Here is an 11261-nt window from a genome sequence, read left to right as displayed (position 1 = left end):
CCCTTACCCCTTACCCCTTACCCCTTACCCTTTGCCCCATAACCCATTCACATCAAGCTGACCAATACTCCAAGTCAGCCGTTTTAGAACCCTTGTAGATTTTAGGGTAACTGCTGTACTTGGCTTGGATATCTTCTAACGCTAGACGTAAATCTTCTCTACCGCGAAAACCTTCTAGGCGATGTCGAATGTTGCCATTTTCAATCAAAAGCAAAGTTGGCAGTGACTTGAGTCTATAAGTTGTAGACAATTTAAAATTCTGATCGGCGTTAACCACCACTAATTTTATTTCCTCCCCGCATTGGGCTTGAAATTGTAATAAAAGTGGGTGGATAATTCGACACAACCCGCACCAAGGGGCTTCAAAATTCACTAAAACAGGAATTGGAGATTCTAAAACTTCTTGAGTAAATGTCCGCTCACTAACCGACAACACCATGACGCCTCTTGGATTATAAGGTTTTTATCTCAAACTAGCTATTTGCAATGAATTCAGTAGTGCTGGATTTTTAGTCCTGAGGAGCCACTGCGGTCATTTGGTCTCCAAATGCGGAGCCAGTGGCGTTGCTGAATGGGACTCCATAACTAAATTGTTTTTGTTTACGATTCAAGTGGGGGCTGGGGACTATTTGCCAAGCAATGAATAATTATGTATTTTTTGACACAGTATTTAATATTCATTGCTTGGTGGAGGTTCGGTGAAGGATTTTCAAGCCAGTAAATTGCTTTAGCAAAGCACGCTGTAGCCATCGCTGCTTTGAGGGCACAAATCCTAAGACACACAGTGATTTGGATATAACTTAGCGGATTTATGTGTTTGCGATTAAAAAGCTAGCACAACTTTTAAGGTGGCTTTTTGGATATTCAATTTTGATTGCCTTTACTGTTTGGGAGTTGAGACTCAATGGCCCATTTACTCCCCAGATTGGCAACCGACCAACACCTACCGATATCAAATTTCAAGTTGACTGAATGTACCCCCACTGATAAATGTTTGAATTTATCCTACATTGATTCGGGGGCAATTGATAAGCTGAAATTTTCATCGACTTGGAATTTTATGTTGACAGTGGGGATCGATTAAAACCCCCATTTTATCGTACCAGTTGCTTCCAGTAATAGAGGGTGTGACCACCACAATAAAACCACAAAAATTGCAACTCCTAAATAAGCAGGGCGGATAAATTCCTGCCATTTGATAGATTGACGGCCGTCAAGAATTGCTTTAAAGGGAATAATTGAAGTCCGTTGTTTGACGATTTCAAAAGCTGACCCATAGCGCAAGCCCAAACGGCGATCGCCATGCCAAACCCCAAACAGGTGATGCAATATCAAGCCAATGGAGGTTACAAGGGTAAAGGTAGTACCGAGCCATAGAGTGTGGGCGACACACCAAATGATTTGTCCTACCATCTGGGGGTGACGAGTAACCCGAATAATTCCTGTTTCGTAGAGATGGACTTCAGGCTTTTTAATGGCTGCAATTTCTAGTAGATTGAAGGTAGCAGGATACAAAAACAAAAACGAGATTGCTGACAGCAGCCAAACAATTTCTCGAACTCCTGGCACACCCTGTACCTGCCAAAGTTGCAAACCATCATAGCGATGCCGAAAAAAGTAAATAATTAAGATCGTAGCCAATGGTAGGCTGACTAATGCAAAAAGAATACGATAAAGCCTCGGCCCAATGTATTTTTCTGCCCAAGGGCGCAAAGCAGCGCCTCCACTGTGAGCGATCGCAAAAACTATTTCTAACCCCAGTATGACAAAATGACTGGGTGTCAACCAAGAAATCGGCATCATAATACACGGGTGAAGTAATTTAAAGAAAACTGAATTCAGTACAACCAATACCACAAAGTATTCAAAAGGGGACTTTAGTCAACATGTTGTGCTACTGTCTTTTTCGAGTCCAGCCGTCAAGTTTAAGATGCAATAAATCGCACCCAGCCAATTGCTGGCAAAGGTGATTTGTTGCCTACATCCGCTCCTTTCAAAGTTTGTGGGTTGAGCCTTATGTCTGACCTTCCTTTCACTTTAGATCAGTTACGTATTCTCAAAGCGATCGCTGTAGAAGGGAGCTTCAAGCGCGCTGCTGATAGTCTCTATGTCTCCCAACCTGCCGTTAGTTTGCAAGTGCAAAATCTCGAACGGCAGTTAGATGTGCCTTTATTCGACCGTGGAGGACGACGCGCACAGTTAACGGAAGCTGGGCATTTACTCTTAAGCTACGGCGAAAAAATCCTCAGTCTGTGTCAGGAAACCTGCCGCGCCATTGAGGATTTGCAAAATCTCCAAGGCGGTACTTTAATTGTCGGTGCTTCTCAAACCACTGGCACTTACCTTTTGCCCAGAATGATTGGCATGTTCCGTCAAAGATATCCAGATGTGGCAGTGCAATTGCACGTCCACTCTACCCGACGCACTGCTTGGAGTGTCGCTAACGGACAAGTAGATCTCGCCATCATCGGTGGTGAGATTCCCGGCGAACTAGCAGAATCTTTGGAAGTTATTCCTTACGCTGAAGATGAACTAGCGCTGATTCTACCGGTTTTTCATCCCCTAGCCAAACTTGAAAAAATCCAAAAAGAAGACTTATATAAATTACAATTCATCGCTTTAGATTCCCAATCGACAATCCGCAAAGTAATTGACCAAGTATTAGCACGGTGTGAAATTGATACCAGGCGTTTTAAAGTGGAAATGGAACTCAATTCCATTGAAGCCATTAAAAACGCTGTGCAATCTGGTTTGGGAGCTGCCTTTGTCTCCACTAGCGCCATCGCTAAGGAACTGCAAATGGGTGTTCTCCACTGTGCCAACATTGAAAACGTCGTTGTTAAACGAACGTTATGGCTGATTTTTAATCCCAACCGCTATCGATCTAAAGCGGCAGAAGCTTTTAGTCAAGAAATTCTGCCCCAGTTCGCTAACCCTGGATGGAACCAAGATGTGTTAACATTGGCACAAAAAAACATAGTTCTAACTACATTGGATATAGCAACGCCCACCTCCCTCGGCGAAGACTAAAATCTGGTCATTAGTCCTTACCCTTACCTACAGGACGCTTGTCTGCAACACGCTGTACGAAGGCGTAGCTTGCTTCGACCCAAGAGTACGAAAAGCCGCCCTTCCAGCGTCTATGTCATTTGTCCTTTGTTTTTTATCAATGACCAAATAATTCGTAATACTTGCCTTTGGCGAGAAGCAAGCTACGTAATTCGTAATCATTACCCCAAGTGCTGTAGACAAGCTAGGGATTTGACATAAAGAAAAAATTTTCCTGTTCTTGATAAAGAAATTTAGTTTCTCTGTAAGCTCAACTAGTTACGAATTACGTTAGCGTAGCCCATTGTCAATTACGAATTATTTTGACTAATGACTAATCACGAAAATGGAAGTTTACTGTACTCGCCCACGTTGTCCGCGCCCACAAAACTATTTTGCCGATTTAGATGATGTTACAACGCTGAAAACAACGCAGCAAAAGTACTGTATTAGTTGTGGTATGCCACTTTTGCTTGATGGTCGATATGTGACCATTAAGTTGTTGGGTAGGGGTGGATTTGGAGCAGCATTTTTGGCACGCGATCGCCGAATTCCCGGAATGCGTCAATGCGTTGTCAAGCAGTTTCAACCAGCAGGAAATTTAACCCCAACTCAACTGCAACAAGCACAACTGATGTTTGAGAGAGAGGCAGAAGTTTTAGCCGAAATAGGCAACGAACACGAGCAAATTCCTGATTTATTTGCCTTTTTTCCAGTGATTGTTAATAGCTTGCAACCAGGAGAGCAAGACCAATTTTTTTACTTAGTCCAAGAATATATTGACGGGCAAAACTTAGAAGAAGAATTAGCTCAACAAGGTCAATTTTCTGAACAACAGGTATTAGAAGTATTGCAAGAAATCCTGAAGATACTCAAGTTTGTTCATGAAAGAGGCATTATCCACAGAGACATTAAACCTTCTAATATTATGCGTCGTCGTGATGGCAAACTCTTTCTACTAGATTTTGGCGCGGTGAAGCAAGTAGCAAATGTGGCATCAGGCGCACCCTCTTCCACAGGAATTTATTCTCTGGGGTTTGCACCACCAGAACAAATGACTGGAGGACAAGTATTTCCGTCTACGGATTTATACGCTTTGGCTGTGACTATAATTACTTTGTTGACAGACCGAGAAGCAACTCAACTTTTTGATGCCTATACTAACCAATGGAAATGGCGATCGCAAGTGAATGTCAGCCCTCACCTTGCTAATGTTTTAGATAACATGCTTCTACCTGCGGCCAATCAACGGTTCCAATCAGCCCAACAAGTCCTAGATTCCTTGAAATCACAAGCTTTAGCGGCGACACAAATTAATTCACCTTCTGTAACACTTCCACCCCAATCACCTCAAAGTTCTAGTCCTTCCAAACCCCATACTCCAGTCACTCAACCGACGTTTTCAACATTGGAATTACTGACTGGGGCAGCTTTTAGTGGATTTGAAGGTGCATTGATAGCCATCGCCCTCTTCAGTTTAGTAAAATCACCAGAAATAACATTAATTGTTGCATCCATCATTTTGGGGTTACTGATATTTGCCCAAACCAGGCGATGGATTGAAAAGTTTGATTTATTAATTATTCCCGCAATTACTTTTGCGATTATTTTTTTTCTCCCCTTTTTACAAGGTGGTCTTGATATACAGTCAGTCATTATTTTAGCAGTTGCAGCTAGTTTAGTCGCCATTTCTCTAACAGCCGTATTTCGACTGATTTATAAGTTACTATCTCTCATTCTTTAAAAACTCTTGGTGCTAAACCTAACTTATGTCTCAGAAAAATGAAACGCTAACTCTTTTTTTAGCCGCTATTATCACTATCGGCTTAATTTTTGGTGGCTTATGGTTTTTTATGGAACGGTGGGCGCAATTAAATAAACTGAACACTAATCAATCCGTAAATAACAATTCCAAAGATATTATTCCTGTTCCCAATTCTTCAGAAACTAGTAATCGTAAATGTGAAGTATCCAACCTACCACAGGGGACATTCAACTACGGTGGAAGTACAACCTGGGCACCTATTCGTAAAGACGTAGACTCAGTATTGCAAAGCCTGTGTCCTGAATTTCGTTTGCGTTACACTCAACCGATTAATGAAAAACCAGGTTCTGGTACTGGAATTAAGATGTTAATAGCTAATCAATTAGCTTTTTCCCAATCTTCTCGACCAGTGAAAGCCGAAGAAAATACAGAAGCTCAACAAAAAGGATTTAGTTTAAAAGAAATTCCAGTGGCCATTGATGGAATTGCCATCGCCGTAAATCACAATCTGAACATTCCTGGTTTAACTGTTACTCAATTAAAAGAAATTTACACAGGTAAAATTACTAACTGGCAACAAGTCGGTGGCGCTAATTTACCAATTACAGTTTATTCTCGTAGCAAAGAAGCCGGCGGTACAGTTGAATTTTTTGTCGAAAATGTTCTTAATAAAGAAGAATTTAGTCTCAAGATTAATTATATTGACACCACCACTGAAGCACTGCGAAAATTAGCAATCACTCCTGGTGGTATTTATTATGGTTCTGCTCCAGAAATTGTACCCCAGTGTATGATTAAATCCCTATCAATCGGACGTACAAATGATAAATTTGTGGCTCCCTATCAACAACCTTTTATTCCTGTATCTGAGTGTCCTAATAAACGCAATCAATTAAATAATCAGGCATTTTTAAGTGGTGAATATCCCATTACTCGCAATTTATTTGTCATCGTTAAACAAAATAATCAAACAGATCAACAAGCCGGGGAAGCTTATGCCAACTGGCTGCTGACATCTCAAGGTCAACAACTCATTGAAAAAGCTGGATTTGTCAGAATAAAATAATCCTTCTCAGAATTCACAAGTCAGTGTTTCCTAATTTATTCAATTACTGAGTACCTCACTTATCTATTGAGAAACCTCAGTCTAACTCTGTCTTGAAAAGTTCTGATCCAAGGAAGCCTTGACTCAGATTTTTCGCTGCCCTTGACTCTGCACCACTTTGCGTTGAAAAACAAAAATTTCTCTACCTCACTCAAACTATAGATCCTCAAAAAACAAAATACATATAGCACGCTTAATTCTATAATTATTGTGGATTCTAAATTTTGAATCCTGAATTATTCAATAAATCAAATAATAAACATTTTTATTTCATTAAAATTTATTCATGTCACAAAAGAATGAAACCGTAGTTTTATCCTTGGCTCTATTGCTGACAGTGGGAATAGTGGCAACTGGTGTTTGGTGGTTTACAAGAAATGGCATTGTTATTAGTAATACCATTAAAGAAAAGTCACCGGAACCAAAAACAAATGTATCTTTAGCAGACCGCATTAGTTTTGGCGAAAAAACTTTGACTCCTGGGGAAATTACTCCAGCCAAAAAAGAGGGAATACAAGCATTTGCCAGTAAAAATTACTATCAAGCGATCGCTAATTTAGAAGCATCTCTAAAAGCCAGACCCAACGACCCAGAAGCACTGATATATCTGAATAATGCCCGCATTGGTACTTCCCAAAGCTTTACTATTTTTGCTTCCGTCCCAATGGGCACCGATCCCAACACTTCCCAAGAAATTTTGCGTGGCATTGCACAAGCTCAAAATTTTATTAATGCCTCTGGTGGAATTAAGAAAGTGCCATTAAAAGTAGGTATAGCTAACGATGATAATAATCCAGAAATTTCTCAAAAAATAGCTGCCAACTTAGTTAACAATCCTCAAGTATTGGGTGTAGTCGGGCCGAATGCCAGTGACACCACCTTAGCCGCAGGCACAGTTTATAATTCCGGACAACTGGTAGCCATTTCTCCTACTAGTACTTCTGTCAAAATTTCTAACTTTAGCCGCTACGTTTTTCGGACAGTTCCCAGCGATTTCATGGCTGCCAGAACATTAGCTAATTACATGGTAAAAACTTTACAGAAAAAGAATGCAGCGGTGTTCTTTAATTCTGAGAGCAACTACAGCCAGTCTTTAAAGTCTGAATTTGTTTCATCTGTTTCCCTAGAAGGCGGACAAATATCAAATGAATTTGACTTATCCCAAGCAGATTTTAGTGCCGCTAAAAGCGTAGAACAAGCTATTAAACAAGGTGCAGAAGTATTGATGTTAGTTCCCAACACTAACACTCAAGATAAAGCCTTGCAAGTCATTCAGGTCAACCAAAAACGCTTAATCCTTCTGGGGGGAGATAATATTTACACCGTCAAAACTTTAGAAATTGGCACAGAACAAGCTGTGGGGATGATAGTAGCAGTTCCTTGGCATATTGCAGGCAATCTGATGTCAGATTTTCCTCAAAAATCCCGGCAGTTATGGGGTGGTGACGTGAGTTGGCGAACTGCCTTAAGTTATGATGCCACAGTAGCTTTGATTGCCGCCATAGAACGCAATCCCACACGTTCTGGAGTCCAACAAGCACTCTTATCCTCTGACTTTTCTGCCACTGGTGCTTCTGGTTCAATTAGATTTTTAGCATCAGGCGATCGCATTGCGCCAGTACAACTTGTAAAAATCGTTCCTGGCTCTCGTTCTCGTACTGGATATGACTTTGAGCCAGTGAGGTAGAGGAGTGTGGGGAGGGGGAGATGGGGCAATACTGCTCAGGTTTTGGATTTTAAACTGGAATTTGGTTTGGGGAAAAGGTGAGCCAGCGCGGTCTTGGGGGTTTCCCCCATGAGCGACTGGCGAACCCCGAAGGGGTTAAAGGGTAAGGGTTAAAGGTTTTTTCTTTCCCTTTTCCCCTTTCCCTTTCCCCCAAAACCCGACAAGTATTGGGAGATGGGGAAATGGGGAGACAAGGGGGATGGGGAGAATAAATCCTGATTTTCCAGTCAACAGTCAACATACCCCATCCCCAATTAAACCTTAATTTTGCCAAACAAAGATTCGTATTGTTTTGTTGTTGAAGGAGATAAAGGAAGTAGAAATTCGCTTTTATCTAAAACTGAGCGCAGGTTTAGCCCGTCGTTGGCATCGCTTTGTAATAAACTCCTTAAAGGCTTCTGGATATCAGCAGCAGTAATATTTGTAGAAATTGGCGAATTGCTTTTGGTGAGTAAAGAAATTTGCCTAGCGATGTTTGGTTGCCAACAAAAATCAATCCATCCATCTGATAAATTACTTGTAGTAATACCTACCGGACGTACCCACAAATCTGCCCAAATTGCGGTTCCTGACTGGGGAATAACTGCTGCTAGCTGGGGATAACGACCTAGAATAGGTACTATATCGGTTGACCAACCAACTGCTAGCCAAGTATCACCCATAATCAGAGGTTCTAAGTAATTAATAGAACTGTAGAACTTCACCTGTTGGTTTAATGTCTGTAATTCTTTTTCCAAGTCTGGTACTTGGTCGAGATTTTCTGTATTGTAAGATTTTCCTAGTTTCTTTAAAGTCAAACCAATAACTTCTCGTGGTTGATTAAGTAGGGAAATACGCCCTTTCAACCCTTCTCGCCACAAATCACTCCAATCTGTGGGCGTCCATCCTAATTGTCGTAACTTGTCACGATTATAAATAATCACCGTACTACCCCAGCGATAAGGCGCACCCCACACCTTTCCTTGAGCATCTGGGTTACCTTGGTCGTTGCGCGTTACCAGTTTTTTCCATTTCTCATCTAAATTAGACCACTGTTTTAGTTGATTTCCTTGTAACTGTTGCAGTGGTTGGATCAATTTCTGCTCAATAGCTGCTTTGAGCCAATAATCTCCCAATGTTACTAAGTCAGCTGCAGGAGTTTTTTTTGCTTGTCCAAAGGGTACAAAACGCTTCCATCCCTGCTCCTCAGTGGTTGTTGGTTTTTGTTGCCAATTTTGTAATTGCTGAAATAAATCCTGTATCTGCTCCACAGGAGTGAACTTCAGTTCCACCTGCTGCTGCAAACCTTTGTGAAATTCATTAACTACCTGGCTTGGTATGGAACCTTTTAATAACTCTACTTTTAATTGAGTTTGTTTGTTTCCACTACAGCCAAAAAGCAGTTGTGAAATTGTCAGCGTACTTGTACCTAGTAAAAAAGACCGTCGATCCATTGATTTTGGATTTGAGATTTTTAATTATACCTACATCTAGCAGAGATTCACAGAGACTGAGTGTCTCACAAGTAAAGTTCTAAAATTTTTAGGATTTTTTGTTGGTAATATCGATAATTTTGAACATTTGACTCAAATTGCCTAGCTTTTATGCAAATCACTACCTCCAGTTTAATCTTTCTCAATAATTTTCCTGAGTTGTACCTATGCTAAATCTTTACTTAATATTTAGAAGTAATGATTTAAATGTCACATTGCCACAAAAAATATGAATACTTAAATAATCCATAAGTATAGTTAAGATTATCAGTAAATTGAATAACATAGAAGATAATGTGCCGATGAGGGTATTGAATGGAGCCACTACAAAAGCAAATCCTGATTCTGAGCCAAAAACTGGATGCCCTCTGCCAAGTAATTGAGCAGCTTGACATTAAAGTAGCTCAAGCTTTTTCAGAGTGTTCCTTAGCGAATACACAAGCAAGGAACAATTATCAGGAAAATAGTGCTGCTGGAGGGAACCAATTAAAAGGACGTATCAGTTCAAATTCGGAAATGGAACACAAGGATGTATTAACAGATGGCATTTATATAGACATGCATCGTCAGGGTGGAGACAATAATTTAACACCAGAAATTCAAATACAACGACTGACAGCGCAATTAACAGCAGCATACAATCGCATTGCTGCCTTGGAAGAACAATTACTTAGAGAAAGAATTCATTAAAACACAAGTCAGAATTGACAATTCAACAATGCTTGAATTGGGGAGGCTAAACTCACCAGTTGTACTCCCAAAAATAAGTAAGCTAAATTCATCAGTCGTACTTTAATTTAATTTCTTTTCTGACTATTGCTAATTTAGCCAATATTGATGAGTTCAAATACAAACCGGGGCTTTAGAAGTTTCCGGTTTTGTTATTAGTAATTCACCAAGTTCAACCGCTCAAGTTGGGCTTCAATGGCCGTTAAAAGTTGGTGTTGCTGCCAATCTTGGCTTAAATGAGCAGCTATGCAAGCTGCTCCAGCACCCATACCTTCTTTGACAAAGCCCTGCTCATAAGCTCTCAATTGGGGATAACGAGAATCACTAAAGTTAAGAACAGTTGCTAATAGGGGAGGAGTTGGGGCAATCTCCGTGAAACTGCCTTTACTTAAACTTAGAGCTAAGTCAACAGTAGCGCCAGTAGAATCTTCAGCCACCCAACGGGTTGTACCCACAACTACTTCCTCTGGTTGCCATGATAAAGCGTAAGCTTGAGCGATCGCACTTATGAGCGCATAAACCGCTAACATTTGCGTTCCTCCACCCAGCAGCACACCACAGCTACGACTAGCAGCTATGGCCATTCCAGCCACCACCACTTGCATAGGATCGCCAACAGCAGCGACGAGTTTTAGAGGATCGAATAGAGACGCGGGGACGGAAAGACGCGGGGACGCGGGAAAAGTTTTCTCAGTGTCTCCGTGTCTCAGTGTCTCCATGTCTCCGTGTCTCCATGTCTCCGTGTCTCCCCTTCCCCTCATTCTCTCCAATCCAGCTTGCACTAGTGCCTCCTTTTGGGCGTGGTTACAAATAGGATGGCTACTGTTAACTTTGCCGGCGGCTTCTATGCCTAAACCAGTTAAAATTGCCTGAGCAGTTGTGGTGCCTCCAACAACACACTCACCAATAATCAAATATCCTTGTTGGATATTGCTCGCAAGGCGTTCTCCCCAAAATAATCCTTGTTCGAGCAAGTGATGTACCGTTGTGATTTCCATTGCATTACCTCCACTTAAACACCTGGCAGGAGTGCCGCCCAAATCAATTACCGGCACAGCAGGAGCTTGGGGTAAGCCAGCATTAAACAAATGTATTGGTATTTTTAGTGACTCAAAGACAGCACGAGAAATCAACACAGGTGAAGCCCCAGCGGCCAATGGTGGTAAAGGATATTGCGGTTTATGTTCCGCGCCGTAGTACAAAAATTCCGCATCGGCATAAGCAGTATATTTTCGATCCTCTGGAGTGCGACCGGCTGCTGAAATCCCTGGAATCAAACCAGTTTCAGTAAATCCTAAAACACAGGCAAACACAGGCAGACAACCACGATACCGTCGCAGCCATTCTTCACCCTGTTCTTTTTGAGTATAAATACGAATTTGGGAATTGGGCATGGGGAGATGGGGAGATGGGGAG

General features: G+C 41.4%; 9 protein-coding genes. 5 read left to right on the top strand and 4 right to left on the bottom strand.

The features are described 5' to 3' along the window. Nucleotides 1-52 precede the first annotated feature (52 nt). On the bottom strand, nucleotides 53-439 hold the full coding sequence (locus GNE10_RS24810; RefSeq protein WP_099067160.1) for a co-chaperone YbbN: 387 nt from the start codon (nucleotides 437-439) through the stop codon (nucleotides 53-55). Between the two features lie 641 nt (nucleotides 440-1080). After that, nucleotides 1081-1803, bottom strand: coding sequence for an NnrU family protein (locus GNE10_RS24805; protein ID WP_185567548.1), 723 nt, complete (start codon nucleotides 1801-1803; stop codon nucleotides 1081-1083). A 213-nt stretch (nucleotides 1804-2016) separates the two neighbouring features. Here GNE10_RS24805 and GNE10_RS24800 point away from each other — a divergent pair, with 213 nt between their 5' ends. The 4 genes from GNE10_RS24800 to GNE10_RS24785 all read left to right on the top strand — a co-directional run bounded on the left by GNE10_RS24800 (nucleotide 2017) and on the right by GNE10_RS24785 (nucleotide 7605). Beyond that, nucleotides 2017-3030, top strand: a complete 1014-nt coding sequence (locus tag GNE10_RS24800) for a LysR family transcriptional regulator (RefSeq protein WP_099067163.1) — start codon at nucleotides 2017-2019, stop codon at nucleotides 3028-3030. Nucleotides 3031-3394: 364 nt separating this feature from the next. Continuing rightward, nucleotides 3395-4792 (top strand): serine/threonine-protein kinase, encoded by a 1398-nt coding sequence (locus GNE10_RS24795; RefSeq protein WP_185567546.1) that lies wholly within the window; start codon nucleotides 3395-3397, stop codon nucleotides 4790-4792. Between the two features lie 25 nt (nucleotides 4793-4817). Next, nucleotides 4818-5879, top strand: coding sequence for a PstS family phosphate ABC transporter substrate-binding protein (locus GNE10_RS24790; RefSeq protein WP_185567544.1), 1062 nt, complete (start codon nucleotides 4818-4820; stop codon nucleotides 5877-5879). A 325-nt stretch (nucleotides 5880-6204) separates the two neighbouring features. Next, nucleotides 6205-7605, top strand: a complete 1401-nt coding sequence (locus GNE10_RS24785; RefSeq protein ID WP_185567542.1) for an ABC transporter substrate-binding protein — start codon at nucleotides 6205-6207, stop codon at nucleotides 7603-7605. Nucleotides 7606-7898: 293 nt separating this feature from the next. Here the strand turns inward: GNE10_RS24785 and GNE10_RS24780 are convergent, their stop codons facing one another. After that, nucleotides 7899-9077 carry an extracellular solute-binding protein gene (locus GNE10_RS24780; protein WP_185567540.1) on the bottom strand — a complete coding sequence of 393 codons (1179 nt, stop codon included), beginning with the start codon at nucleotides 9075-9077 and terminating at the stop codon, nucleotides 7899-7901. A 354-nt stretch (nucleotides 9078-9431) separates the two neighbouring features. Between GNE10_RS24780 and GNE10_RS24775 the strand changes: the two genes are divergently transcribed. Beyond that, nucleotides 9432-9806 carry a hypothetical protein gene (locus GNE10_RS24775; RefSeq protein ID WP_099067168.1) on the top strand — a complete coding sequence of 125 codons (375 nt, stop codon included), beginning with the start codon at nucleotides 9432-9434 and terminating at the stop codon, nucleotides 9804-9806. 194 nt (nucleotides 9807-10000) lie between these two features. Here GNE10_RS24775 and GNE10_RS24770 read toward each other — a convergent pair whose 3' ends face one another. Further along, nucleotides 10001-11239, bottom strand: coding sequence for a nicotinate-nucleotide--dimethylbenzimidazole phosphoribosyltransferase (locus GNE10_RS24770; protein ID WP_185567538.1), 1239 nt, complete (start codon nucleotides 11237-11239; stop codon nucleotides 10001-10003). Between the last annotated feature and the right edge of the window lie 22 nt (nucleotides 11240-11261).

Origin of the sequence: Nostoc sp. 2RC (genome assembly GCF_014222165.1) — a bacterium.
GTDB classification, from domain to species: domain Bacteria; phylum Cyanobacteriota; class Cyanobacteriia; order Cyanobacteriales; family Nostocaceae; genus Nostoc; species Nostoc linckia.
This window is presented reverse-complemented; position numbering and strand designations above follow the sequence as displayed.

What these genes read in the sequence shown, in the direction of transcription:
- GNE10_RS24780 (WP_185567540.1), bottom strand. Translation starts at nt 9,077, where the DNA reads ATGGATCGACGGTCTTTTTTACTAGGTACAAGTACGCTGACAATTTCA.
- GNE10_RS24810 (WP_099067160.1), bottom strand. Translation starts at nt 439, where the DNA reads ATGGTGTTGTCGGTTAGTGAGCGGACATTTACTCAAGAAGTTTTAGAA.
- GNE10_RS24795 (WP_185567546.1), top strand. Translation starts at nt 3,395, where the DNA reads ATGGAAGTTTACTGTACTCGCCCACGTTGTCCGCGCCCACAAAACTAT.
- GNE10_RS24790 (WP_185567544.1), top strand. Translation starts at nt 4,818, where the DNA reads ATGTCTCAGAAAAATGAAACGCTAACTCTTTTTTTAGCCGCTATTATC.
- GNE10_RS24770 (WP_185567538.1), bottom strand. Translation starts at nt 11,239, where the DNA reads ATGCCCAATTCCCAAATTCGTATTTATACTCAAAAAGAACAGGGTGAA.
- GNE10_RS24785 (WP_185567542.1), top strand. Translation starts at nt 6,205, where the DNA reads ATGTCACAAAAGAATGAAACCGTAGTTTTATCCTTGGCTCTATTGCTG.
- GNE10_RS24805 (WP_185567548.1), bottom strand. Translation starts at nt 1,803, where the DNA reads ATGATGCCGATTTCTTGGTTGACACCCAGTCATTTTGTCATACTGGGG.
- GNE10_RS24800 (WP_099067163.1), top strand. Translation starts at nt 2,017, where the DNA reads ATGTCTGACCTTCCTTTCACTTTAGATCAGTTACGTATTCTCAAAGCG.
- GNE10_RS24775 (WP_099067168.1), top strand. Translation starts at nt 9,432, where the DNA reads ATGGAGCCACTACAAAAGCAAATCCTGATTCTGAGCCAAAAACTGGAT.